At 42.4% G+C, this 23,219-nt stretch carries 27 protein-coding genes and 1 pseudogene; 14 read left to right on the top strand and 14 right to left on the bottom strand.

The window, feature by feature from the left end; genetic code table 11:
- Positions 1 to 182: 182 nt before the first annotated feature.
- Both APB76_RS08075 and APB76_RS08070 read left to right on the top strand, forming a co-directional pair.
- A complete protein-coding gene (locus APB76_RS08075) occupies positions 183 to 710 on the top strand; it encodes a hypothetical protein (RefSeq protein WP_054962184.1) in 528 nt (175 codons plus the stop codon).
- Between the two features lie 302 nt (positions 711 to 1,012).
- Positions 1,013 to 1,972 carry a hypothetical protein gene (locus APB76_RS08070; protein ID WP_054962183.1) on the top strand — a complete coding sequence of 320 codons (960 nt, stop codon included), beginning with the start codon at positions 1,013 to 1,015 and terminating at the stop codon, positions 1,970 to 1,972.
- A gap of 687 nt (positions 1,973 to 2,659) precedes the next feature.
- Here APB76_RS08070 and APB76_RS22930 read toward each other — a convergent pair.
- A complete protein-coding gene (locus APB76_RS22930; RefSeq protein ID WP_157633190.1) occupies positions 2,660 to 2,809 on the bottom strand; it encodes a hypothetical protein in 150 nt (49 codons plus the stop codon).
- Between the two features lie 218 nt (positions 2,810 to 3,027).
- Between APB76_RS22930 and APB76_RS08060 the strand changes: the two genes are divergently transcribed.
- Positions 3,028 to 3,372, top strand: a complete 345-nt coding sequence (locus APB76_RS08060) for a hypothetical protein (protein ID WP_054962182.1) — start codon at positions 3,028 to 3,030, stop codon at positions 3,370 to 3,372.
- On the top strand, positions 3,356 to 3,799 hold the full coding sequence (locus APB76_RS08055) for a hypothetical protein (protein WP_054962181.1): 444 nt from the start codon (positions 3,356 to 3,358) through the stop codon (positions 3,797 to 3,799). The genes APB76_RS08060 and APB76_RS08055 overlap by 17 nt, the downstream gene beginning before the upstream one ends.
- 28 nt (positions 3,800 to 3,827) lie before the next feature.
- Here the strand turns inward: APB76_RS08055 and APB76_RS23260 are convergent.
- Both APB76_RS23260 and APB76_RS08050 read right to left on the bottom strand, forming a co-directional pair.
- A pseudogene (locus tag APB76_RS23260) lies at positions 3,828 to 4,019 on the bottom strand (ogr/Delta-like zinc finger family protein).
- The gene (locus APB76_RS08050) at positions 4,012 to 4,242 is read right to left on the bottom strand and encodes a hypothetical protein (RefSeq protein WP_054962180.1); all 231 of its coding nucleotides are present in this window, start codon (positions 4,240 to 4,242) and stop codon (positions 4,012 to 4,014) included. Before APB76_RS08050 ends, APB76_RS23260 begins: the two are co-directional and overlap by 8 nt.
- A gap of 176 nt (positions 4,243 to 4,418) precedes the next feature.
- Between APB76_RS08050 and APB76_RS08045 the strand changes: the two genes are divergently transcribed.
- On the top strand, positions 4,419 to 4,613 hold the full coding sequence (locus APB76_RS08045) for a hypothetical protein (protein WP_054962179.1): 195 nt from the start codon (positions 4,419 to 4,421) through the stop codon (positions 4,611 to 4,613).
- A 263-nt stretch (positions 4,614 to 4,876) separates the two neighbouring features.
- On the opposite strand, the gene APB76_RS08040 is transcribed toward APB76_RS08045, so the two are convergent.
- Positions 4,877 to 5,416, bottom strand: coding sequence for a phage regulatory CII family protein (locus tag APB76_RS08040; RefSeq protein WP_054962178.1), 540 nt, complete (start codon positions 5,414 to 5,416; stop codon positions 4,877 to 4,879).
- A gap of 67 nt (positions 5,417 to 5,483) precedes the next feature.
- On the bottom strand, positions 5,484 to 5,696 hold the full coding sequence (locus tag APB76_RS08035; RefSeq protein ID WP_054962177.1) for a hypothetical protein: 213 nt from the start codon (positions 5,694 to 5,696) through the stop codon (positions 5,484 to 5,486).
- A gap of 89 nt (positions 5,697 to 5,785) precedes the next feature.
- Here APB76_RS08035 and APB76_RS08030 point away from each other — a divergent pair, with 89 nt between their 5' ends.
- Entirely contained in the window at positions 5,786 to 6,412 is a 627-nt protein-coding gene (locus tag APB76_RS08030; RefSeq protein ID WP_054962176.1) for a phage repressor protein CI, read from the top strand.
- Positions 6,412 to 7,698 carry a hypothetical protein gene (locus APB76_RS08025; protein ID WP_054962175.1) on the top strand — a complete coding sequence of 429 codons (1,287 nt, stop codon included), beginning with the start codon at positions 6,412 to 6,414 and terminating at the stop codon, positions 7,696 to 7,698. The genes APB76_RS08030 and APB76_RS08025 overlap by 1 nt, the downstream gene beginning before the upstream one ends.
- A gap of 100 nt (positions 7,699 to 7,798) precedes the next feature.
- On the opposite strand, the gene APB76_RS08020 is transcribed toward APB76_RS08025, so the two are convergent.
- The 3 genes from APB76_RS08020 to APB76_RS08010 form a co-directional block, all read right to left on the bottom strand.
- Positions 7,799 to 8,839, bottom strand: coding sequence for an IS481 family transposase (locus tag APB76_RS08020; protein ID WP_054962174.1), 1,041 nt, complete (start codon positions 8,837 to 8,839; stop codon positions 7,799 to 7,801).
- Between the two features lie 113 nt (positions 8,840 to 8,952).
- On the bottom strand, positions 8,953 to 9,156 hold the full coding sequence (locus APB76_RS08015; RefSeq protein WP_054962173.1) for a hypothetical protein: 204 nt from the start codon (positions 9,154 to 9,156) through the stop codon (positions 8,953 to 8,955).
- 38 nt (positions 9,157 to 9,194) lie between these two features.
- On the bottom strand, positions 9,195 to 10,082 hold the full coding sequence (locus tag APB76_RS08010) for a zeta toxin family protein (protein WP_054962172.1): 888 nt from the start codon (positions 10,080 to 10,082) through the stop codon (positions 9,195 to 9,197).
- A gap of 100 nt (positions 10,083 to 10,182) precedes the next feature.
- Here APB76_RS08010 and APB76_RS08005 point away from each other — a divergent pair, with 100 nt between their 5' ends.
- Positions 10,183 to 11,103 carry an HNH endonuclease gene (locus APB76_RS08005; RefSeq protein WP_054962171.1) on the top strand — a complete coding sequence of 307 codons (921 nt, stop codon included), beginning with the start codon at positions 10,183 to 10,185 and terminating at the stop codon, positions 11,101 to 11,103.
- Positions 11,104 to 11,135: 32 nt separating this feature from the next.
- Here APB76_RS08005 and APB76_RS08000 read toward each other — a convergent pair whose 3' ends face one another.
- Positions 11,136 to 12,269 (bottom strand): hypothetical protein, encoded by a 1,134-nt coding sequence (locus tag APB76_RS08000; protein WP_054962170.1) that lies wholly within the window; start codon positions 12,267 to 12,269, stop codon positions 11,136 to 11,138.
- A gap of 218 nt (positions 12,270 to 12,487) precedes the next feature.
- Entirely contained in the window at positions 12,488 to 12,868 is a 381-nt protein-coding gene (locus APB76_RS07995) for a hypothetical protein (protein WP_054962169.1), read from the bottom strand.
- A gap of 149 nt (positions 12,869 to 13,017) precedes the next feature.
- On the opposite strand from APB76_RS07995, the gene APB76_RS07990 reads away from it, so the two are divergent.
- Positions 13,018 to 14,049 carry a phage integrase gene (locus tag APB76_RS07990; RefSeq protein WP_054962168.1) on the top strand — a complete coding sequence of 344 codons (1,032 nt, stop codon included), beginning with the start codon at positions 13,018 to 13,020 and terminating at the stop codon, positions 14,047 to 14,049.
- A gap of 123 nt (positions 14,050 to 14,172) precedes the next feature.
- Here the strand turns inward: APB76_RS07990 and APB76_RS07985 are convergent, their stop codons facing one another.
- The 3 genes from APB76_RS07985 to APB76_RS07975 all read right to left on the bottom strand — a co-directional run bounded on the left by APB76_RS07985 (position 14,173) and on the right by APB76_RS07975 (position 17,375).
- On the bottom strand, positions 14,173 to 15,216 hold the full coding sequence (locus APB76_RS07985) for a GMP reductase (protein WP_054962167.1): 1,044 nt from the start codon (positions 15,214 to 15,216) through the stop codon (positions 14,173 to 14,175).
- Positions 15,217 to 15,739: 523 nt separating this feature from the next.
- The gene (locus APB76_RS07980; RefSeq protein ID WP_054962166.1) at positions 15,740 to 16,735 is read right to left on the bottom strand and encodes a porin; all 996 of its coding nucleotides are present in this window, start codon (positions 16,733 to 16,735) and stop codon (positions 15,740 to 15,742) included.
- Between the two features lie 199 nt (positions 16,736 to 16,934).
- The gene (locus APB76_RS07975; protein ID WP_004746945.1) at positions 16,935 to 17,375 is read right to left on the bottom strand and encodes an Lrp/AsnC family transcriptional regulator; all 441 of its coding nucleotides are present in this window, start codon (positions 17,373 to 17,375) and stop codon (positions 16,935 to 16,937) included.
- Between the two features lie 145 nt (positions 17,376 to 17,520).
- Between APB76_RS07975 and APB76_RS07970 the strand changes: the two genes are divergently transcribed.
- Both APB76_RS07970 and APB76_RS07965 read left to right on the top strand, forming a co-directional pair.
- On the top strand, positions 17,521 to 18,105 hold the full coding sequence (locus APB76_RS07970) for a LysE family translocator (RefSeq protein ID WP_049846027.1): 585 nt from the start codon (positions 17,521 to 17,523) through the stop codon (positions 18,103 to 18,105).
- 93 nt (positions 18,106 to 18,198) lie between these two features.
- Complete coding sequence (locus tag APB76_RS07965; RefSeq protein ID WP_054962165.1) at positions 18,199 to 18,972, top strand: siderophore-interacting protein; 774 nt, start codon at positions 18,199 to 18,201, stop codon at positions 18,970 to 18,972.
- Positions 18,973 to 19,069: 97 nt separating this feature from the next.
- Here the strand turns inward: APB76_RS07965 and APB76_RS07960 are convergent, their stop codons facing one another.
- The gene (locus APB76_RS07960) at positions 19,070 to 19,939 is read right to left on the bottom strand and encodes a LysR family transcriptional regulator (RefSeq protein WP_049846025.1); all 870 of its coding nucleotides are present in this window, start codon (positions 19,937 to 19,939) and stop codon (positions 19,070 to 19,072) included.
- A 152-nt stretch (positions 19,940 to 20,091) separates the two neighbouring features.
- Here APB76_RS07960 and APB76_RS07955 point away from each other — a divergent pair, with 152 nt between their 5' ends.
- The 3 genes from APB76_RS07955 (at position 20,092) to APB76_RS07945 (ending at position 23,107) form a co-directional block, all read left to right on the top strand.
- Positions 20,092 to 20,493, top strand: coding sequence for a hypothetical protein (locus tag APB76_RS07955; RefSeq protein WP_049846024.1), 402 nt, complete (start codon positions 20,092 to 20,094; stop codon positions 20,491 to 20,493).
- 89 nt (positions 20,494 to 20,582) lie between these two features.
- Entirely contained in the window at positions 20,583 to 22,262 is a 1,680-nt protein-coding gene (locus APB76_RS07950) for an RluA family pseudouridine synthase (protein ID WP_054962164.1), read from the top strand.
- Between the two features lie 92 nt (positions 22,263 to 22,354).
- On the top strand, positions 22,355 to 23,107 hold the full coding sequence (locus tag APB76_RS07945; protein ID WP_054962163.1) for a substrate-binding periplasmic protein: 753 nt from the start codon (positions 22,355 to 22,357) through the stop codon (positions 23,105 to 23,107).
- Positions 23,108 to 23,219 lie beyond the last annotated feature (112 nt).

Genomic DNA, 23,219 nt, shown 5'->3' with positions numbered 1-23,219 from the left:
CTTTAGTTAGAACGACGCACAGACTGACAATTTGTTCCAGCTCTTAACCCGATAGTTTAAACCACGCTCCCTTCACCAGTTAACAGGACAGGCACCATAGTAATTATGGTTCGTAGCAAAAGCAGAAGTTTCTCAAGTTGGTATTATGAATAACATGAATATAATTAAGGTCTAATTAAACTATGAAAAAAGTCCTATCCGTACTTCTACTAGCGTCGCTCTTTGGTTGCAGTACTACACACTATGAAGAAAATAACAAAAATGTAGAACTCGACAGAAATTATTTCATTGGGGAGTGGAACTGTGCTCCGAAATACAAAGACGACTTCGCACTTTTCACCGATATACAGATTCATCGAAACTACCAAGAAAATGGAGTGCTACAAGTAACGGCTGAGTTAACCATGCCAAATGAACACCTAGACTCTCCCCTCACGGTATCGGCTAAAAGCGAAGGTGTTTGGATGCGAGACCCTTTCATTACAGATTTAACAGAGTTCCACCACAAATTTGAGGTTGAGACAAATAAAGAAGCCTTCAGAAAGAAACTTACGAGGCTGCTAGAGAATGAAAGCACTCTAGAAGAAATGATTCATATCACTGTCGAACCACATAGTAGTAATTCAATGACACTAAGGTTACCCGGAACTCACCTTAATTGTGATAGAGCAACACCTTCTGCTCTAGTTCGTAAAAAACAACTTAAGTAGCCTTAAACATCGCAGAGTCTAAGATCGGCGTTTTTCTTTAGAACTGGCCACTCGCCTGATACTTTGATAGTACTATGGGGCTAACCTCACATCACCTGACTCATCAAAGAGTTGTGGTTTCGGCTTAGCGCCATCAAATCATCAACAAGTTAAGCTCAGTCCCTTTCTCACTCTTGGCTTTGTCTACCGTGACACTAGTTGTTAGTTTTATTTTTTACGGTGCTATTTTGCACGAATCATCATCACAGAAACAATTAGGAACACACTAGTATCATTTAAACTAATCATTCAAGGAGGATAAAATGTGTAATCTTTACAATACGAATAAAGAGAAGGCGCTAATGAATGGAATTGGTTTAGCTCCAAGCTTTGCTACTCCATATCCCCAACAGCCAACTGGCTTTATAAAACAAATCTATGATTTTTCATTAAAGATAAAAGAAATACTACAAAGTCAAAAAAACAAAGTAGATAAACAAATGCTAGTCGTAACAGAAATCAGTCAACCTTATATGAAAATTGCGCGAAAACCATTTAACTACGATCTTAGCAAGCACAGTCACAGTATCCAATTTGGTAATAACAACCAAATCGGGCAAATTAGCCCTTACATGTTAGATATAGGGACAGCAATTGGCGGGGCAAGCAAAACAAAAAACCTCCCGTTAAAAGAAATAAGTACTTTTCAGCCTTTTTTTAATGACCCCAAGTTTTTAAAAACGTGTAGCAAATTAGATTTGTTATCTAGGATCGTGGTTTATTCATCGGTTATTCCACATACACTTTTAGAAAGCAAACACGAGACCCTGCCTGGTAAAGTCGTTTCCGGAAGCGTGAGAGCATATCTAAACGTAAAATTACGTACTCCACTCGCTTTGTTTGAACTATATAAAAAATACAATGGCAAACCAAACTCAGTTGCACTTGAGCTAAGCGACAGAACTTATTTGGGAAATTGCATAGATTTCGCGTCTAGCGCCTGCGGCTTCAGCGTAGAAAAAACTATTGAACTATTAGAACATAATATTAGACGTTACCGTGTGATAGATTACGCCTTCAAGTATGGTACGTTTGAATACGACTTAAACGGCCATTATCGGAAGTCTCTCCTTCAAAACAATTCAAGGTTATGGTCTACACCTTTACTAAAGCAAAATAGCTTTAACTTGCTTACGTACAGTTTTCCTTTCGATAACATTTACTTCGCTTATTTTATCAGGAATCCAATTAATGCGAATCCAGCGATGTTTCACTTGGTTTGAATCATGTAACTAATCGTTTGGTTTAATAAACATCTCCAACTGGTCCAAGTCTCCTTTACACAGTTCAGGTTGGAGTTTTGGATCAGATTGATCGCCACTAGGTTCGATTATCCGGTGAACGGATGTGTAGGTGACAAAGACTGTGTAACCCTCCCCGCGCTAAAATTCCGCACTGTAATTTTGCGGTTTTTAAAGTGATCGTGTTTCGATAGGGTTAGTAAAGCACAGCCCCCGATGTATCTACACCGAGAGCTGTTTTAGATTGGGGATTTAGCGATCGTCGGAGATCATTTTTGTGCGCTTTTCATTAAAGCAGTAGTGCTTTCTGGAGGGCTCCAAAAAGTAAGACCGATATAAAGCCCCAGTATCCTAGCGAATTAAACCACATAAAGGTTTTGAACGTTAAGGACTGGGAAGTTGATCGGCGCCTTATCCACGGATAGCAAAAACAATATCGCATAAAACGGCTACCTACAGCATTAAACAGTTGATATTGTGGACGCATGTAACCCATATCGTCGTAGTATTTACTTATATTTTTAGCTAAGTGCTTATCAATAAAAATTATGTGCTTACAATTTCCGAAAGAAACTGCAATTAGTGCACTAGTAGCTAAAACGACCCAAGCCATCATATAAACTACAAAAATGCCTTTCAGTAAAAGCGATACGATCGCTAACAGATCCATTAAAATACTTCCTCTATCGACTCTTTCACCTCGCTACCCATTTCGTATAACGTATCACCGACATATTTACCCGCAGCGCCACTAACAACAGCGGAAGACGCAGTTGCCAAGGTGCTACTACCAGCTAAGCCGCCACCTACTCTCCTCAAAAACCGAATGCTTCACGAGTTATAGCCTTGCCACAAATACCATCAACTTGAGGTTTCTCATAATCTGCGTCTAGATAGGGAATTCAATATTACGCCTCGAGAGTGATCAATAACAACCATACGTGATCGCACTCCCAGTTTGCCCCATAGACTACTACAACATTAAGCAATTGATTTTATAATCGCGCCCTTCTTTCAATAATGAAGACGTTAGTTATATGGCAACTTTAGGTAATTGTTACATCGGCACCACCAAGCTTACACAGAAAAGCAAAAGTGCCATTGCAGAAATTCGCGGTATTATGGAAAGTGGTAGCTGGTTCTCGACTGCACTTGCGTCTATTCCTGTTTATCAGATCTTTTTTAGCCCTGGGGTGACGAAAAGCGCTTTTGAAACCGGAATCAACATCAGAGAATATGACTGGGAACAGTACGCCAATAGTATGGGAGCTGCCCCCAAAGTCGTTCGAGACAGAATTAGAAAGACTGCAGAGCCGATGACTTGGTATACATCTGGTAATGAACAAAAATTTTGGGGATGCGTAAGTGAAGCAGCTTTGTAACGTAGCACTCATGGCTTCTTTGTTGGGATGCACATCACCAACAGAAAATGCAGAGCAACTGAGCGCTGATTGGGAAGAAAACTATAACCAGTGTATTGAATTAGAGCACGCTAGCCAAGACGAATTTGTCACAAATAACTGGTTTAACAGCCTATCTTTGGAAGAAAAGAAAGCTGTTGCGCTGTACGTTTATCAACGCAACTTTTACACGTGCCATAATGAGAAAACTATTAACTTTGAGTCCAACCTCGTTGAACTCAACGCCGAAAAACAACTCAACTACTACCGAGGTATTGGGGCTTTCGATCCACCAGATGAATCCTTAATTTCTGGTATAGATAAGGACGAGATTGAGAGTTTGGTAAGAATCCAGCCTCAATCACTCAACTTAAGAAATTTAGGCCGCCAACTAGGGTTTATCAAATAAAGGGATACTTATTCGGATGTATAAGTAATCACCCTTTCGTATCTGCTAAAAACATCTCCATCTGGTTCAAATCTCCTTTACATAACTCAGGTTGGAGATTTGGATCAGGTTTATCTCCGCTAGGTTCGATAATGCGGTGAACGGATGTGTAAATGACAAAGACTGTGCCACAGTTTAGGTTGAGGCACTAGCGATATGCTTCACGAGTTTCTTTACTCATCGCTCTGGACGTAGCAATACGGGCTTTCGACTTCGTCAGCCATTTCGATAATGGCCTTGATGGCTTCCACTTTCTCGTTATCAAGTTCACCTTGATTGTCAGCAACAACTAATCCCATTAAGTAAGCACCTGCTTGGGCTCGGTTTCCACCGTTAGTACTCAATGCGACCCCGTCGAGAATTAGCTCCAGTGCTTGCTGGAAAAGCTGTTTTTTATTAGACATATCAATATCCTTACCAATGACATTGAAATTATACTGTATGTTTATACAGCCTCCTGCATGTATTTTGAATACCTGTCATATAGGGTTCAACGAAGTGAAACACAACTGTCATATTTAATTCCTAAAGTGCGCAGCATTCAACTAGATGTTTGTGAAACTCATAAGGACAATGAGATATGAAAAACTTCAAAAGCACCATAGCCAGTTGGTTAGGCAACTTCTGTAACAAACTTTTCGAGCAGATTTTGGACAAAATTGCCTTTAAGTTACTTACTATAGCTGCGCTTTCTTTAGTTGAACTATTAGCCGGCGAAGAGCAAAACAATCAGATTGCTCAAATGTTAGAAACCGTCATTGCTTATACAGCTTAGCGGTATGGGTAGCCTCATTGTACGAGACTACCCTTTGCCAACTTGGTAGCTTCGCTTTCAACTCATTAAGATCTCGCCATAGCTGCACCTTTGAAACTCCTTTAACGATAGTCGTCCAGCTAAATAGTCTGACAATGTACTAAGATAATCATCTCGTTCTCTATCACTTGGCTCTTGTATTGGTATTGACGGTGATAATACATTCTTCCAGAGTGTTGAGTTCAATCGTAATCATGTTGAAACTTCCTTTCTGTTTTCTTCAGTTAACTCAGTCCGGGGACTGGCGCACCGTTGGCAACAAAATCCACTCCCATAGCTAAAAAGGGAGACACGCCTTTAGTGCGTTCTTCGAGATCACTAATCAAAAGCACAAGATTGCCAATGCTGGCTTGGGCTTTCTGAATAATGTTGTGTTTAGTTGAGCGGCTTAAGCGTACGTTTCCGGCTTGGTCTAACGCCATTTGAGACAGGTCACCCGAGTGAATCGAGTTCTCTAATGCACGTTTGATAAAGGTTTCTTCAGTTGCATCAAGCGGTATATGGGCAGTAACAACACCCAACCCAAGAAGTAGACTGTTTACCATGGTGTGATTGCCACTGGCTTTAGTAATCGCTATTAGCTCTACACACGTTAAGACATGAGGTTGCTCTGGATTTAGCTTATTGCGAAGCATTGTTGGGCTCATACCTATGCCTTCTGCCAGCTTGGTCATGTTTTCTGACTTCGCAAATGCACAACACGCTTCGTTAAATGCCAATTGTTTCGCGCCAATAAATTCGCACATTGAGTCACTTTCGTTCATAGCCAATACTCATTTGCATACCAAGGAGATGAAAATGAAAAAACAACCAAGGTTCAGAAACTGCTGCTTAACCGAGGTTTTGCATTGCTTCACGTGTTGCCATTTCTAACAAAGCAACCATGTTAATGAACGGCGTTTCTTTAGGTTTAGACTTGGCTTTGATAGGTAAGCGACCGTCAGAAACCCAGTCCATAATGGTGCGCTTAGGCATACCAGAGAACTGCGAGTATTGGTCATAGGTCATGAAAGGCGTATTTAGGACTACTTGATATGAAAGCATGGTGGTATCCTTGTAAGTTATTGATTGTTTAATTTCGGGTGATTGAGTTGCAGCTCGCACCCGATTTCATTTGGAATGAATGATCGCATATGGAATCTTGTCAATTCCCAGTTCGACCGCCGGAATATGTTGGTGGGAAAGAAGTTATCGAAAGATTGATGCAGGCCACAAACACCAGTTCCAACCAAGCGTTAGCTGATGCCTTTGGTTTGCCTAAATCAACCGTTGGCACATGGCGACATAGAAACTTAGTCCCTTACGAAATTGTAATTCGATTGCATTTGGAAACAGGCATCTCCATAAGATGGCTAACACTCGGTGAGGGCGAACCATATGAAAGCCCAAATGAGCACACTCATATTTCAAAGAAAAACGAAGCTAAGATAATTTTTGATGCCGACTGTTTTCGAATAGAGGAAGGGAAACTAGTTAAGCAAGGCACACTTGCTTTGGATAAGGCGGTGCTCGAGGAACTTGGTGTTGTAAACGTACTGGCATTAAAAGGCGAATCTGTTACCTACCTCGTAAACAAAGAGTCTAGTCAGGCAGTAAGCGGCACATACCTAGTTGATATGGACGGCCTACTCTCTCTAAACGAGATTCAACGTTTACCAGGTAAGAAACTGGCGATCAGCTTCAATGGCTCAACTCTTACTGTTGAAGAAGATGAGGTTAAGGTTGTTGGGCGTGTAGCGTTGGCCATGGAGAAGAAATAATGACAGCAGAAGTTGCTATTTATAATCGTTCAGCTATCACTCTAGCCGCTGACTCTGCTGTATCAATCAGCAGAGGTCAAGCACCGCACAAAATATACAATAACGCTGAAAAGCTGTTTGCTATTACTAAGCATCACCCTGTGGGGCTTATGATCTATGGTTCAAGCGATATTTTAGGAATTCCTTGGGAATTAATCGTCAAACAGCATCGAGTTAAGTTAGGTGAAACTCCCTTCCCAACATTAAAAAAATATGCTGAGTCATTCTTCACCTTTACTGAGGAGTTTTTCAAGAAGCTACCTTTCGAAGCTATAGAAGGTGAGTATAACGACTACCTAGAATTCATTATCGGAGATACTTTCGACAAAATCATTGATTTTGCAGGTTTATCTCGACCGGATGAGGCAGTAACCGCAGACGAGATTCACAACTTTCATGAAGCAGTAGATGAGCTAACTCATAATTTTAACTCCACTTCAGATTTCTATGATGGATTCGATGGAGATGATTTAGTACCAGCCCAGAATGACTGTAAAGATCTTGCAGTTGCCCTTTTCAATAAATTCTTCAATCTAGACGAAACCGCCGACCAAGAGCCTTTGAAAAGCTTCATTGAGCTATGTGCACTTCGGATTACTAAGCTTGATATGTTTTATGACGATACAACAGGGTTAGTATTCGCAGGTTATGGCGAAGACGAGTACTTGCCTCAAATGTACAATTTTGATGTTTATGGCGTTTATGAGGGTAAACTGAAATACTACGATAAAAAGCCAGATGGCATATCAGCGAAAGCTACAGCTGGTTTACAAGCATTTGCACAACGTGAGGAAGTTGATACTTTCATGCAAGGTGCGAGTCGTCGTATAAGGGAGCATTTTAACAAAAAAGCTCTCGAACTATACCAAGGCTCTTTAGACGTAGTTGATGAACTGATTGAACAAGCCTACCCTGAAGCCGAACAAGCAGAACATAAGGCTAATTATCATAATAAGATTACTAACACCTATTCAGATATAGCTGAAAGCACAGTAAGCTTCGTAAAAGACAACTACGTAATGAAAGTTGTAGATATGATCAAGCACCTTCCGAAAAATGAAATGGCATACATGGCGGAATCTCTCATAAACCTAACAGCCTTTAAACGTAAAGTATCTAATGACAGTGACACCGTCGGCGGCCCCATTGATGTGGCGGTTATTTCTAAAGGAGATGGTTTTGTTTGGGTAAAACGCAAATACTATTTTGATGGTGGCCTAAATCAGCACTACGGACCAAAGAAATAAAAAAAAGCACCCTGAGGTGCTTTTTTTTGCAATTTAATAAACTGTACTAATTCAGACCTGATCTGACAGTTACCCACTTTTCGACTCGGTGCCTGTCAGATTATATCTGGGCTAGATTCTTTTCAGCCCAGATTGATTTCCCATCCTCTAATGTCTCTATTGGCGTTCGCCCGCAGCACATTTTTCCTTGATGAGTACGATGATTGTTGTAGTAGTCCATCCATTCGTCCAGATCTTTCTGTAACTCTTCCATTGAACCATACAGTTTCTTTCTGAATGTCACTTGGTAGAACTCATTTAATATGGTCTTGTGGAAGCGTTCGCAGATACCATTTGTCTGTGGCGACATCGCTTTAGTTTTCGTGTGGTCGATATCATTGATGGCAAGATAGAGTTGGTAATCGTGCTGTTCAACACGGCCACAGTATTCTGTACCACGGTCAGTCAGGATTCGCAGCATTGGCAGCTCATGAGCCTCGAAGAACGGTAGAACCTTGTCATTCAACATGTCCGCTGCGGTGATTGGTGTTTTTGTCGTGTAGAGCTTAGCGAAGGCGACTTTGCTGTAGGTATCAACGAACGTCTGCTGATAGATGCGTCCAACACCTTTAAGGTTACCAACATAAAACGTGTCTTGAGAGCCGAGATAGCCTGGGTGCGCGGTTTCTATCTCACCACAAGCCTCGTCATCATGTTTCTTGCGCTCAAGGGCTGCAACTTGCTCGTCCGTTAGAATGATACCGTTTTCAGCGACCTGTCTTTCTAAGGCAATAAGGCGTTTTTTGAAGTTTTCTAAGTCATTACGAAGCCAGATTGAACGAACGCCACTAGGCGAGATAAATACACCAAGTTTACGCAGTTCATTGCTTGTTCTGACTTGACCATGTGCAGGGAAGTCGATGGCGTACTTGAGAACTGCTTGTTCAGTTTCACTATCGACACGATTCTTCAGATTTGGTGTTCTACGGCTTTGATTAATCAGAGCATCGATACCACCAGTTTCAACTAACTCTTGATAACGATAGAAAGTGTCTCTTGATACACCCATGACCTTGCAGGCTTTTGATACATTGCCGAGTTCTTCCGCAAGATTGAGTAGGCCAGCTTTGTGTTTGATGATTGGGTTGCTAGTATGAAGCATGAGAGTTACCTCTTATTGTCTTTGATTACGGATTCAGCACCTTTAATCAAAGTGGGTAACTCTCTTCTTTTCAAATTGAAGTGTCAGATCTAGTCGGAACTAATACAAATAAACTAATGAGCTTCAGCTTCTTGCTCTTCGCGCTCTTGAGCAACTCTAACTCCACGTTCTTCAGCTGCTTTTTGGAAACGTTCCTTAAGTTCTTCTTTTGTCAAACCCTTAAAAGACTCCATGCGCTTAACTTCTTGTTCATCGCGATCAGGATATCGGCTAAACAAGCGTTCCTTCGCTGCTGCAACTCGCTCTGCTCTTGTCATAAGTTGTCCTCCAATATACGCATTAGTATAGGTCCTAATTACCACCAAATGCAATCATCGGTCATCTCAATTATGTCGCATGGCTCACCATAATCAACTTCACTACACAGATACACATGGCTTTCTAGATCCAGTTCATTAACAAGTAACTCGAAAACTTCTTTTGGAGATGTCTCATTTTCGTCTTGGATAATCTTTGATATCGGCACGTATCGTTTAGACTTCTGATAGCGTTTGATAGCTCTTTTTAAAGCTTCTTTAGGCTCAAGCCAAACTAGGCCTAAAGAAATGTCATAACCATAGCTTTTTAGTATTTGATAGACCTCTCGTATTGAATCTGCATTCGCTCCTACCTTCGGAATAACCATATTTACGTCATCTATTAAACAACGCACAAGAACACAGTCATAACTACCATCACCACCATGGACTAGGTCATCCGATTCATCATGAGTCCACCCCGCACCATTCGGGAAAGCTAATTCGGGAAATTTTCGTTTTGCAAAATCAGAATCAACAATGTAAGCGCCTTGCATATCAGACATGACCTGAGCAACTGTTGATTTTCCTGAAGCTGGAAGCCCTAGTAATATCATTGCCTTCTTATTTTTGCGGATTCTATTCCTAGGTTTACCGCCACCATAGCCAATTCGAATATCATCATCATTCTTTGGTATTGTCATCATGAACAATTCGTCCAGTATTTTTTGCTGGATATACTGACGCTGTCCATCTCCACCAATAACACCTTTGTAGTTAAAGTTTTGCTGCAAATGTTCTATCAATGCAATTTCGCGAGCTAATACCATTCGTTTGTGCTCATCATTTTCAACTTCATACTCTGTTAACAAGTCTTCAAACATTTCAATATCTGAATTGAACTGCTCTTGGACCTCTTTCAAACATTCTTCATCTGATTTATTCAAACTAATAGCTCCTCATTTCGCACAAGCAGTTTACTACAAACAGTATTTATGCAATAAGATCTATAACTCAATTACTTACATACATTTTTCAAGGTTTGTAGTGGCTTATTACTGGGTCAATCTTGGGGTTTCATACAAAGAGGTGCGAGACTTCAAATTTCTATGGGCGCCTTCTCATACTTATACAGCTTCTGGAGAAAAGACGGTTAAGGCTGGTTGGGGGCACGTACCCAGTATCAAGAAAAACGATGTCATTATTTGTCATGAAAACAAGCGAATCATATACGTTGCCCAGGCATTAGCCGACGCTTATCCAGCTCCTAGGCCAGAAAGCAGAACCTACGATGAGTGGAAGAAAGAAGGCAACAAGGTCGACGTTAACCTTATTGTATTGGAGCGCCCTGTTTCAACCGATGAGTTTAAACATCACAGTATCGAACGTTTTAACGATAAATGTGAACCAAAGCTTTTCACGGTGGATGGAAATGCGGCACAGAATTATATGGTTGCCATACCTAATAGTGTCGCGAGCATTGTACTGTCGAGCATTGACTGTACTCACTTGGGTCAACTCAAGCAACCTTCTAAGTTTTCAAGCGGCACGAAACGCAGAAAGAAACGCAAAGCAATCAAAGGCGGTGTTCGTAGCGCTCGCTCCAACGCGCGTATTGGGCAAGGAGCATTTAGAGATGAAGTGCTCGATATCTGGAACAATACTTGTCCCGTGACGAAAGTCGCACTCCCTGAACTGCTGATAGCTTCTCACATCGTTTCTTGGGTACTAAGCGATGATGATGAAAAGGTCGATGGTTACAACGGTTTTCCTTTCGTACCCAACGTCGACAAACTGTTTGATAAAGGGCTCATTTCCTTTGCAGATGACGGTTCACTTTTAATAAGTGAACATCTATCAGTAGCAACCCTCAATGCCCTAGGCATTCGCGAAGATACGAAGATTGCTGGGCTTACTGAAGAACACATCTTCTACCTAGCAAAGCACAGAAATACATACGGTTTTTAGTAAAAAAGCCCCATAGTGTTGGGGCCTTTTTACTAGATACTACAATGGATTGTATCAAACTTCCGAATAAGATTTCGCTCAATGTCTGATAATGCAGCATCAATTCGAGGTAAATAATCAAATGTTCTGGCTCTCGTTTTTTCACCACTGTTTCGCTGAAAAAGAACATCTTTAGCTAACCCATCCACATATCTCCAGTACGGTAGTTCGCTCATTTCTTCTTCTCGATCCACGACTAGAGTATTCATGGAAGAATCTGGTCCAGGGGTAGAGTGAATATCTTTACAAATATCGAATAGTTTTTCATCCGTTGTCCCTATCCAACATTCAATACCAAATCTCTCTCCAAATACGTCTATATCATTTCCGTTGTCTTCAGATATGTTCCCCATTATCAACCAATTCACATCCATAGCTCGATCAAACGCCAATTCGCGGCACTTTTCGATTCTAGTTCCAGCTCCTCCGAAGTTTCGTTTTATCAATTGCTTTCGCTTTCTTGTGCTCATTGGCAAGCCTTCCAGAACCTTAGGCGATGGATCCCAAAACAAATACTTAACGACTTCTAACTCAAACGCACTAAGGACATCAATATATTCAATCATTCCATAAAGATAAGCTTCAAACTTCTTTTCTGGAGAGAGTTTTCCAAAACAACGATAAATTTGTTGATAATGCATGAACGCTAGATAAGCCAGACCATAACCTCTTCGCGCATCATTATCGAGCTCATTAAAGTTAACTTTTTTCTCAATTGACTCTTTTTGTACAGCATGGTGAGTAGCAGCTTTATCATCGCTGTGGGTAGGCCAAAACTGTGCACAAAATCTTTCATACGCACGATGTGCCTTACCTACCTTTCCTCCTGGCATCTCACATAGCCCACTAGCACTTATTACAATTGGGGCATTTTCAAGTAACTCTAATAATGGAGCTAACCCAAAGAGTTTTACATCTTCTTTTGTAGCTTCTCTCTTTTTACTATCAGCATACTCATAGATCCTTTCCATCCGTTGAATCGAACAATTATCCAGCAGCACTTGGACCAATTTCTTACTTCTCACCTTTTGAAGCGCATGAAATACAGTCAAGTTAGCAGGGGGCGCGTGATAGTCTCGGTTTGGGCGAATAAACTGTATAGGATTCCGAGGTTTTTCTGATTTCATAAGATACACTCTCATTACAGTTGTAAGCATTGTCTAACGTTATACTACACGAAAGCTGTATATACAAACATGCTGTTTTTATTAACAGCATTAACAATAATAAACAAATTAAGTCAATTGGATACAAGGGTGAGATGAAACAATAAATAGTAATAATGATCATCAAATTATTGTAGACATGATGAAGAGCTACATATCAAAAGCAGCGCAATTTTGCTTCAAAACAAGTCAATTACATTGTTTTTCCCATCTTCGACTATATCTTTCACTTTGTAATGCTTGGGTTGACCTTCAAACAATAGAATGTAAAGCCTCTGATTTCGGTAGGTTCCGACCACATAATGGTTTTTGTGAATTACGTACTCAACTACCTCCGCATCAGCGTCTGTACACAAATGCTTTACATTAATCAATTTTACGCGCTGAAGACCAATTATGTTCCCTGCTTCTATAAAACCACCAAACGGAGCAGAAAACTGGTTACCTCGCCTCAGGAGAGCAGTTACCTTTCCACTGTTCCTTTTGTTAAACGAGGCAGGTCCATCAGCGTTGATTTTGAAGATGCTGTTTCCAGCACTTACATGAATTGATTTGTACATCTTTAAGTCCAGTGGATGCTTACTCGAACTCATTGAAATAGCGTAACTTATGCAGTGAAAAACATGTGCCCTTCAACCGTTTTTAAACATTGTGCTACGTATTAGCTCGATTTATACTGTTTATACATACAGTTACTTTAGATCTTGCTATGTCTATCCGCAACTTAAAAGATGGTTCTAAAAAACCTTGGTTATGTGAATGCTACCCAAATGGTCGTTCTGGTAAGCGATTAAGAAAGCGATTCGCCACCAAAGGTGAAGCAGCTGCCTACGAGCGGTTTGTCATGCGTGAAGTTGAGGACAAGCCTTGGGAAGGCGATAAGCCTGATCATAGAAGGTTAACAGAGCTTATCGACATTTGGTTTACGCGCTATGGTGCAACGCTCGCTAACGGAGCTGTAATTTATAGCAAACTGCAAAAGATGTGTGATGCTATGGATAACCCACTAGCTACCCTTCTCAACGCTAGGTTGTATTCAGAGTTTCGCAGTCAGCGAATGCATGGGCAAATCAGCTTTGTTGATGACCGTTGGCAAAAAGGCGCGCCGAGTATCGCTACGCTGAACTCAGAGCTCGCTAGGTTTAAAGCTGTTTTCAGTAAGCTGAAGGAACTGGGAGAATGGAAACTCCCCAACCCTATTGAGGATGTTAAGCCCTTTAAAGATCACGAGCGTAGCATGGCTTTCTTACATAAAGAGCAAATCGCCCTGCTATTGGAATTAGTCGCTCTGCACACTAGAGAGGATATGATAAAGATAGTTAAGCTTTGCCTTGCCACCGGTGCACGTTGGAACGAGGCAGCGCAACTTAACGGCTCTCAGCTCACTCAATACAAAGTCACCTATACCAACACTAAAACTAAGAAGAATCGCTCTGTACCTATCACTGAAGAGCTTTATCGTGAGATCTATAAGCCAACCTCAGGTAAGTTGTTCGAAGAGTGCTACACGCCCTTTTGCTACATCCTTAAGAATAAACTCGGCATTACCCTACCCTCTGGCCAAGCTTCGCACGTTCTACGCCATTCATTCGCCAGCCACTTTATGATGAATGGTGGCAACATTTTGGTATTGCGAGATATCCTTGGTCATGCAGATATCAGTATGACAATGCGCTATGCTCACTTCGCCCCAGATCACCTATCAGAAGCTATCACTCACAACCCACTCGCTAACTTGTAGTCGTCGCCACAAAAATTTTTTCGCTGACTGTCGCCACTTTGTCGCCACTTTACGATTTTCAGGCAAAAAAAGAGCCGCTAAAAGCGGCTCTTGATAGTTCGTATTTTCCGAAGAGTTATCGAATTACTCTTTACCGAAAACGTTGTTCTCTTGCTCTTGTACACGGATGAAAGTCGTACGCTTAGTTAGCTCTTTAAGCTTTGCTGCGCCTACGTATGTACAAGTTGAACGAACACCACCAAGGATGTCAGAGATAGTGCCGTGAACGCTGCCGCGGTATGGCAATAGTACGGTTTTTCCTTCGGCTGCGCGGTACTTAGCCACACCACCTGAGTGCTTGTCCATCGCAGACTGAGAAGACATGCCGTAGAACTTCATGAGCATCTTACCGTCTTGCTCAATCACTTCACCGCCTGACTCTTCATGGCCTGCAAGCATACCGCCTAGCATAACGAAGTCAGCGCCGCCGCCGAAGGCTTTTGAAACATCTCCCGCACATGAACAACCACCGTCACCAATGATCATACCGCCTAAGCCATGCGCAGCATCACCACATTCGATGATTGCAGAAAGCTGAGGATAACCAACACCTGTCTTAACGCGAGTGGTACACACAGAGCCTGGGCCAATACCCACTTTAACGATGTCTGCACCTGCTAGAATTAGCTCTTCACACATGTCGCCTGTTACAACGTTACCCGCAGAGATCACTTTATTTGGGAATGCAGCACGAACGCGCTCTACGTACTCAACTAAATGCTCTGAGTAACCGTTCGCGATATCGATACAGATGAAGATAAGATCTTCAGATAGCGCCATGATTTCTTTTGTTTTTTCGAAATCAACATCTGAAGTACCAGTAGACACAAACACGTTGTTCAGTGTGTTTTGATCAGCTGATTTTACGAAGTCAGCCCATTGATCTACGGTGTAATGCTTGTGAATTGCTGTCATCACGCCATGTTCAGCTAGAGCCTTCGCCATTTCGAAGCTGCCGACTGAATCCATGTTTGCTGCAATTACTGGTGTGCCAGACCATTGACGACCACTATGCTTGAATGTAAAATTGCGGGTTAATTCAACTTGAGAACGACTTTTAAGAGTAGAACGCTTCGGGCGGAATAGTACATCTTTAAAGCCTAACTTAAGTTCTTGTTCGATACGCATGATAAATTTTCCTATAAGCAAATTTACGTGTCGTGCGTTTTCGGTAAACGTTGGCAGACGCTTTACTGAGTTTCGGACACAAAAAAACCGGAGCGTTGGCAGACGCTCCGGTTTTCAGCATTATAGGTCGTGATTTATTTCCCGCAAGACTGATATTTCTAATTTTTTTGTGATACAGTTCGGCTAAGTTGCATACCTAAGTTACTCCTTTCTCAGCAAATTTTAGCTCTTCTTCCTTAAAAACAACTACTTAACTCAAAGCCTGCTAACCGTTTGCGCAATCCTTTTCGTTACAATACTGACTAATATCTGAGCAAACTGCGTTTTTGCATCCTCTTATTCAAATCCAAGGTCACATTTTATTGCTTTTTCATCGCCATGTATTCCAAGAAATTTATCAAAAACACCAAGAAGCAGTCTTAATAAGCTACTTTCGCTACTCAATTTAGTGATGACAGCTTAAACAACAAAAAGTCCAAGCGAGTGCTTGGCCAACGAGACAGAATTTCAGGCAACTCTGTGTTTAGAAGTCGTAACGAACACCTAAGCGAAGTGTATCTTCACCCGTGTCTTTAAAACCATCTGCGTCTGCATCTGTCGACTTAATGCCGTTTGAAAAGTAGGAAACATAAGTACGGAAGTTACCATTGAATTTGTAGTAACCTACGACTTCAACACCATCAGTTTTGTCCGCTTTGGTGCCATCTGCTGCTTCATTTTCTTGGTTTGTATAAAGTACTGCGGCTGAAAACTGTTTAGTAAACTTATATTGTGCCGCAACTTCCAGTGCTTTGAACTCTTTGTCGGTTGTACCAGTTGCCTTGTCGTCAAGGTCACCCACTGAGTAGGTTGCACCTAGATATAGTGATTCTAGTGTGTAACCTAGCCCGCCTAGAATCTGTGATTGACTGCCCAAGCCTTTACCTAAATCAGCACCAGAGAAAGCCAAGCCAAAATCCAGACCAAAAGGCGCAGAATAAAGGCCTGAGATGCCATACCCATCAGTGTCTTCATCACTTTTTGCTTGGTAAGTAGCTTCTAGTTGGAACGCATCAAACGCGCCGCGGTAAGCGATTACGCTGTCTTCTTTATCGCTAGCGGAGTTGATAACCTGCTGAACACCAGAGAACTCCGTGATATCTGTCAAGTCTGAAACGATAACAGCCGCCATGTCTTGGCGACCAAACGACAGTGCATGACCATCAAAATCTAGACCTGCGTACATGTAACGGTTTTCAAACTCATCTTTACCCGTATCTTGCTCTGCTTCATATACACCAAAAGCCGACATACCCTCAGTAATCTCAGATTTACCTTTCAGATTTAGACGTGCACGAGTGCTGTCATCCATCGTGCCTTTAATCTCCGCACCTTTACTTGTACCAATAAAGTCACCACGAAACTCTACGCGACCACCAACTTTAAGATCAGTACCATCAGCTTTGTACACTGTTGCTGCAAGTGAAGAACCCGATACTAGTGCTGCAAATACTGCAGACGCTGCCACTGTTTTTTTCATCTTATTTACCCTTTACATTTAGAATGAGCTTCTGTGCTCGAACTGTTGATGCGAGATAAATTAGATGGGCAGAATGACGTTTTGATTGCTAATCAATTACGATTAAATGTCGATTATATTGATAATTGATTACAATAAAATAAATAAAATCAATCAGTTAAACTTAATACAAACGCAATACAATCATGATTATAAAAACCTAGCGCTCATCTTTGGGCGAATCCATAACCACCATAGTTGTGATTGACTGTACTTGAGCGCACTCACCCAACACGTCCGCGTGAAACTTCTTGTAACTTGGCAAATCCTTGGTCTCGACTCGAAGCAAATACTCGTTAGCGCCTGTGATGTTGTGGCACTCAACGACTTCATCAACGAATCTGACGTGTTCTTCGAACTCTAGCTGGGCTTGTTTTCGATGACTGGCAAGGCCGATAGAGACATAAGCGACAAAGCCGACACCAAGTTGGCTATTATCAAGCATGACTCGATAGCCTTTAATCACCTCGCGTTTTTCAAGATCTTGGACTCGCCTGAGAGTGGCTGAAGCTGATAAACCAATACGCTCTGCTAGCTCCACATTGGAGATTCTTCCGTCTCTTTTGAGTTCTTGCAATATTCTTTCGTCGAACTTATCCATTTCTCACCTTTATTGCGCAATTAGTCCTAATCGTTCGAAGATAAACACATAATTGCGCACAATTCCACCTAATATAATGGTTGACCGGTCAAGACAAGCGTTACTACGCAATATTATTGCTTTCACTATACAAATAGGAAATCTGATGGAATTCGAACAACTCACTGCCCTTGTGATATTTGCCTTTGTCTCGACCTTTACTCCAGGGCCAAATAACTTAATGCTAATGACTTCAGGTGCAAATGTTGGCTATATGCGTACGTTACCTCACATGTGCGGAATCGCATTTGGTTTTGCGTTTATGGTCTTGCTTGTCGGGCTTGGCTTGTCAGCGGTGTTTGAAGCTTACCCAATCGCTCACCTTGTGTTGAAGTATGTTAGTTTGGCTTATCTTGCTTATTTGGCGGTTAAAATCGCGTTAAGTGGACGCGCAAAAGACGTCGATAATTTTCGCCCTATGACATTCCTAGGGGCAGCCAGTTTTCAGTGGGTAAACCCAAAAGGTTGGTCTATGGCGCTAAGTTCAGTCACTCTATATAGCAATGGTGGCGGGTGGATGGAATTACTGATCATTTCCGCGACCTTTTTGTTGGTCAACTTCCCATCTGGTTCATTTTGGATTTTGGCAGGCCGAGAACTTCAGCGTTGGCTAACCAGTGCTTTGCGTGTCCGCAGTTTTAATATTCTGATGGCCGGGTTATTGGTCGGCTCTACATTACCTATGATATAGATGTCAGGAATGTAAATTTAGTTAAAGATGCTATCTAAGTAAGTGGTGTGCTGTTAACCTAGATGAGAACAAGAATACTTCTCGGGTTAGCACATGAAAAAGCCATCGCCAAAGCACGTTACCATATCTTCAACAACGTCTGTCACTCAAAACATGCAGCGCATTACCTTTCAAGGTGATGCGCTAAAAGAGTTTCCAAATAACTGTGAGGGTAGCTATATCAAGCTACTGTTTAGCCCCTCAGGTGAAACCGATCTGGCGCAGTTATCAGGCGATGAGCGTCCAGTAATGCGTACTTACACCATTCGTAAGTTTGACGAGCAAGCAGGAACCATCGAGGTCGACTTTGTTAAACACATCACTCACGATCTTAAATGCGGTTTTGCTGCGCGCTGGGCGATGAAAGCTCAGGTTGGTGATTCCATTCATATTGCCGGCCCTGGCACGATTCAAGACATGAGTACAGACGCGGATTGGTTCTTTATGACCGCAGATATGACAGCCCTACCTGCCCTATCGGCTAAGATTCGACGTCTCCCGGCTGATGCACAGGGCTACGCTGTAATCAAAGTTATCTCTGAGCAAGATATTCAACCCATCGAAACTCCAGAAAATTTTGAAGTCCAATGGATATTTGATAACGATGACTTGGCACAAGTGGTTAGCGATCTGCCTTGGTTGGCTGGTAAAGCGTCCGTTTGGTGTGCTTGTGAGTTCGACTCAATGCGCGCGCTGCGTCAGTACTTCCGCAACGAGAAAGAAGTCGAGCGCGAAAACATCTACATTAGTAGCTACTGGAAACAAGGTGTTTCAGAGGACGGCCACAAGGTGATTAAGCGCCAAGACGCTGAAGAGCAAGAAGCTTAATACAAGGGTTTATTGTTCGACGAAACCAAGAGGCGCCTTCTCTTGGTTTTATACCAACCGGAACATACACCTGTTCACCTATTTATCCCAATAGGTATTAATTAAAACTCTCCGCCAAGAAGTCAATCAACAAGCGGACTTTTGGCGAGAGATTCCGGTTTTGCGGGTAAAGTGCCCAGATCCCCTCTCGCTCATCACGATACTCCGAAAGTACCTCGACTAATTCACCTGCCTCTAACGCTTCTTTCACGTAGTGATCGGGAAGCTGTACTAATCCCAATCCGCGTTTTGCTGCATCAAGCAACGCATAGCCCGAGTTACAGTGTATTCTTCCCGAAACCCGTATCGATTTTTCACTTTTAGAGTCACGAAAACGCCAGTAATCGACCGACCCAACAAGACACTGATGATGGTTGAGTTCGGATAAAGTATGCGGCTCGCCATACCTTTCTAGATAGCTAGGACTAGCACACACATACAACTGCCGACTCGACAAACGCTTGGCAATTAAGCTCGAATCCTGCAATTTCCCCAAACGAATCGCGACATCAACGCCTACCTCTATCAGATCAAGCTTTTGATTGGTCAACATTAGCTCCAAGTCGACTTGCGGATAGAGTTCTAAAAATTGGTGTAATAACGGCGCGAGGTTTTGTTCACCGAAAGTGACTGGTGCGGTCACTTTTAGCAGACCTTTAGGTGTCGACTGCATTTGAGTAACTGCCAGTTCAGCCAGTTCTAGTCCTTCGACGAGATGCTTACACTGCTGATAATAGAGTTGCCCAGCTTCCGTTACCGAGACTCTACGTGTGGTGCGATTGAACAACTTAACGGCCAGTCTTTCTTCTAACAGAGCGACTTTACGGCTTATTTGCGCGACCGATGTATCGAGCTTCTTTGCTGCAGAGGTGAAAGATTGAGTTTCTGCAACCGCGACAAACTCGCTCACTCCTTCCCAATTTGCCATAGTGATTTCTGTAATATTGTCTTGTTAAACTTCAGTCATTATTGCAAAATTGTAACAGTAATACCACTTAGCAAATCGCCATGCCTAGCGCGAATTGCAGTAAAGAACTGTGCTAAAATATGCCTCTGTTCCAAACATCTCAATAACACAGCATGTCGAAACTCAAAATCTCTCTAGGCGCTGCCTTGGTCACTGTTGCCCTTGTTCTCGCTTGGGTTTTTATCCCTACCCATGTCAGACTCAGTAGCGAAATTCTTAATCAACCCGTTGGTGAAGGGTTCAAGCTCATCGGTCACAAGGCAATCTCGACCAAGCCCGAAGATGGTAAACTGAATCACTTCTTTCTAATCGATGAAAACAGTTCGGTAAAAGATGCGACCCCGTTTCTTATCACTTCAGACCCTTTCATCAAAGTAAGCCAAACGGATGAGAATAAACTATCAATCACGATTAATGGTCGTGTGAAGCAGTTAGACAATGACCTTTGGGTTGAAAGGGCCGATGGCACCGTTCAGCACTGGTTTATTTCGGCGCAAATCAATTACGTTCGCTAGGGTCTGTTGACCTAGTTTTCTAAACTAGAAATATGCTCACAAACAGGTAGAATCACGCTCAATTGATTTTACCTGTAGTGAATACTTTAATGCACCACCCAAACCAGCTTTTCACTCATTTCGATAGTGATATCCAATCGTATCCACTACCCGAGAAGTTTACCTTTCCTTTTTACTACCAGCCTCACCCACTGTGTGTCCTAGCCGCGCAGCAGTTGCAACGCCACCTCACAGTACAGCAAGCTTGGTGTCATGATTTTGGTATCGATGGTAATCCAGAAGGTACAGGTAAGATGTTCGGCGTGCTTCTCGTTCAGTCTCCTGAAGGTGAAATAGGCTATTTCTCTGCGTTCTCTGGCAAAATCGCCGATCAAAACTTGTTGCCCGGTTTTGTTCCACCCGTGTTTGATATGTTAGCGGAAGAGAGCTTCTTTCAAACCGATCTCGCTGAGATCACTCAGCTCAATCATGCGGTTAAAACAGAACAATCAAATCCAGAACTGATACAGCTTAAACAAGCATTAAATCAGTTAAAACAAGGTTATGCCGAGGCGGAGCAAAAGCAACGTGACGCGATTATTAAAGGGCGCGCTAAGCGAAAAGAACAGAGAAAACAAGGCGAAGCCAACCTCAACTCTAGCCAACTTGATGCACTACTCATTGAATTGAGTAAACAAAGCGTGGCTGAGAAAAACGTTCTTAAGTACTTAAAGTTAGAGTGGGAAGAGAAAATTGCTGGCGTCAGCTCAAAACTCGATAAACTGACGGCATCACTGAATGATTTAAAAGAGAAACGTAAACAGCTCTCTAATGCTTTGCAGAACAAGCTTTTTGAACAATACTGCTTTTTAAACATTCGCGGCGAAGAGCGCTCTCTAAAATCAATATTTGCGCCCACTGCCTCTCCTATTCCACCAGCAGGAGCAGGTGAATGTGCAGCGCCTAAACTGCTCCACTATGCCTTTAAGCATGGCTTTAAGCCGCTCGCTCTAGCAGAATTTTGGTGGGGAGTTTCACCCAAGTCTGAAATTCGTCAGCACACCAAGTTCTATCCTTCGTGTAACAGTAAATGCCAACCGATCCTTGGTCATATGCTTGAAGGAATGTTGGTTGACGACAATCCACTCGAAGAAAACTGGGCGGAAGATAAAGAACTAGAGATCTTATTTGAAGATGACGCCATGGTCGTTGTAAATAAACCTTCGGGGTTGTTATCTGTGCCGGGAAAAACCATCACGGACTCCGCCTACACCCGACTTCAAGAGCGTTACCCTGATGTCGAAGGGCCTTTTGTCATCCACAGACTCGATATGGCGACATCTGGTTTATTGGTGTTTGCCTTAACTAAGCGCGCCAATAAAAGTCTGCAAAAACAGTTTATTTCTCGCAGTGTGCAAAAGCGTTACGTAGCATTGCTTGAAGGTGCAGTATTACAGCCCAGTGGAGAAATCAATCTTCCAATGCGCGGTGACCCGGTTGATCGCCCTCGTCAATTGGTTTGCTTTGAACACGGTAAGCCGGCGCAAACCTCTTGGGAAGAGATATCTACTATCGATGGTAGAAGCAAACTCTATATGTACCCGAAAACGGGTCGTACTCATCAGTTACGAGTTCATTGCGCTCACCATTTAGGGCTTAACTTGCCTATGGTTGGTGACACCTTGTATGGTGAAAAATCTGACCGATTACACTTGCATGCCGAGCGCCTAAAGCTTGAACACCCCTATTCTAAACAACCAATGACCTTCGAAGCATCAGAGAGCTTTTAAACTTTCGCTTATTCATATCATCAACCTTACGTTGGTGATGTGAATATCAGCAACTATCCTTTAGGTACTGACATTTTCTAGAGGATAACGCCATGTTCAACCAAAGCTTCAAGTTAGTCGCTTTAATCTTTGCCCTTTCCCTGCCTAATTTCTCATATGCAAACACCGTTAAGCTCGCCAATGGAGAGTGGGCTCCATATCAATCTAAGTCTCTCAAAGAGGGCGGCTTCATGACACAAATTGTACGAGAAGCCTTTGAGGCAGAAGGCTACAGCGTAGAATTTGACTATATGCCCTGGAAGCGGGGATTTGAAGAAGCCAAATCGGGTAACTATGACGGTTCATTGATCTGGAGTAAAAACCCCGATCGCGAACAACACTTCCTCTATTCCGATCCAGTAATTACTTTAAGTACCGCTCTATTTCAGCAAAAAAGCAAACCTGTAACATGGAGCAGCCGCGAAGACCTATCTGCATTGAAAGTCGGGGGGGTCACTGGCTACGCCTATGGTATTGAAGATTTAGAAAAAGCCGGAACGGTGAAGATCCAACGTATCGCTAGCGCTGAGAACAACTACAAAAAGCTCAAAGCAGGTCGGTTAGATGTGGTTTTGGAAGATATGGACGTCGGCATGGAAACCATCACCAAACTTGGCCTCACTGGTGCGATTGAACCTAATAGCAAGATGCTTACGGAGCGAGATTACTTCGTGATCATTTCTAAAAAATCTCCACGCAGCCAAGAACTGTTAGAAGCATTTAATCGCGGTTTAGCCAAACTGGAATCAGCAGGTAAACTTGACGAATACAGACAAGCTTCGATTGAAGGTAAATATAAACAGTAGCGAGCGCTTAAGCCGCTAAAGAGAAGCTCTACCATTTGAGTAGAGCTTTCTAATCAATCTTGTGAGACGCACTGTAGTTTTACATTATTAGCCTTCTAGACTAGCACTACTT

Source organism: Vibrio bivalvicida, from assembly GCF_001399455.2.
Lineage (GTDB): Bacteria > Pseudomonadota > Gammaproteobacteria > Enterobacterales > Vibrionaceae > Vibrio > Vibrio bivalvicida.
The sequence above is the reverse complement of the archived record's forward strand: the minus strand, read 5'-3'. Positions and strand labels throughout refer to the sequence as shown.

Coding starts and splice junctions, on each gene's coding strand:
- APB76_RS08075 (WP_054962184.1), top strand. CDS start 183: ATGAAAAAAGTCCTATCCGTACTTCTACTAGCGTCGCTCTTTGGTTGC.
- APB76_RS08070 (WP_054962183.1), top strand. CDS start 1,013: ATGTGTAATCTTTACAATACGAATAAAGAGAAGGCGCTAATGAATGGA.
- APB76_RS08060 (WP_054962182.1), top strand. CDS start 3,028: ATGGCAACTTTAGGTAATTGTTACATCGGCACCACCAAGCTTACACAG.
- APB76_RS08050 (WP_054962180.1), bottom strand. CDS start 4,242: ATGTCTAATAAAAAACAGCTTTTCCAGCAAGCACTGGAGCTAATTCTC.
- APB76_RS08045 (WP_054962179.1), top strand. CDS start 4,419: ATGAAAAACTTCAAAAGCACCATAGCCAGTTGGTTAGGCAACTTCTGT.
- APB76_RS08040 (WP_054962178.1), bottom strand. CDS start 5,416: ATGAACGAAAGTGACTCAATGTGCGAATTTATTGGCGCGAAACAATTG.
- APB76_RS08035 (WP_054962177.1), bottom strand. CDS start 5,696: ATGCTTTCATATCAAGTAGTCCTAAATACGCCTTTCATGACCTATGAC.
- APB76_RS08030 (WP_054962176.1), top strand. CDS start 5,786: ATGGAATCTTGTCAATTCCCAGTTCGACCGCCGGAATATGTTGGTGGG.
- APB76_RS08025 (WP_054962175.1), top strand. CDS start 6,412: ATGACAGCAGAAGTTGCTATTTATAATCGTTCAGCTATCACTCTAGCC.
- APB76_RS08020 (WP_054962174.1), bottom strand. CDS start 8,839: ATGCTTCATACTAGCAACCCAATCATCAAACACAAAGCTGGCCTACTC.
- APB76_RS08015 (WP_054962173.1), bottom strand. CDS start 9,156: ATGACAAGAGCAGAGCGAGTTGCAGCAGCGAAGGAACGCTTGTTTAGC.
- APB76_RS08000 (WP_054962170.1), bottom strand. CDS start 12,269: ATGAAATCAGAAAAACCTCGGAATCCTATACAGTTTATTCGCCCAAAC.
- APB76_RS07995 (WP_054962169.1), bottom strand. CDS start 12,868: ATGTACAAATCAATTCATGTAAGTGCTGGAAACAGCATCTTCAAAATC.
- APB76_RS07990 (WP_054962168.1), top strand. CDS start 13,018: ATGTCTATCCGCAACTTAAAAGATGGTTCTAAAAAACCTTGGTTATGT.
- APB76_RS07985 (WP_054962167.1), bottom strand. CDS start 15,216: ATGCGTATCGAACAAGAACTTAAGTTAGGCTTTAAAGATGTACTATTC.
- APB76_RS07980 (WP_054962166.1), bottom strand. CDS start 16,735: ATGAAAAAAACAGTGGCAGCGTCTGCAGTATTTGCAGCACTAGTATCG.
- APB76_RS07975 (WP_004746945.1), bottom strand. CDS start 17,375: ATGGATAAGTTCGACGAAAGAATATTGCAAGAACTCAAAAGAGACGGA.
- APB76_RS07970 (WP_049846027.1), top strand. CDS start 17,521: ATGGAATTCGAACAACTCACTGCCCTTGTGATATTTGCCTTTGTCTCG.
- APB76_RS07965 (WP_054962165.1), top strand. CDS start 18,199: ATGAAAAAGCCATCGCCAAAGCACGTTACCATATCTTCAACAACGTCT.
- APB76_RS07960 (WP_049846025.1), bottom strand. CDS start 19,939: ATGGCAAATTGGGAAGGAGTGAGCGAGTTTGTCGCGGTTGCAGAAACT.
- APB76_RS07955 (WP_049846024.1), top strand. CDS start 20,092: ATGTCGAAACTCAAAATCTCTCTAGGCGCTGCCTTGGTCACTGTTGCC.
- APB76_RS07950 (WP_054962164.1), top strand. CDS start 20,583: ATGCACCACCCAAACCAGCTTTTCACTCATTTCGATAGTGATATCCAA.
- APB76_RS07945 (WP_054962163.1), top strand. CDS start 22,355: ATGTTCAACCAAAGCTTCAAGTTAGTCGCTTTAATCTTTGCCCTTTCC.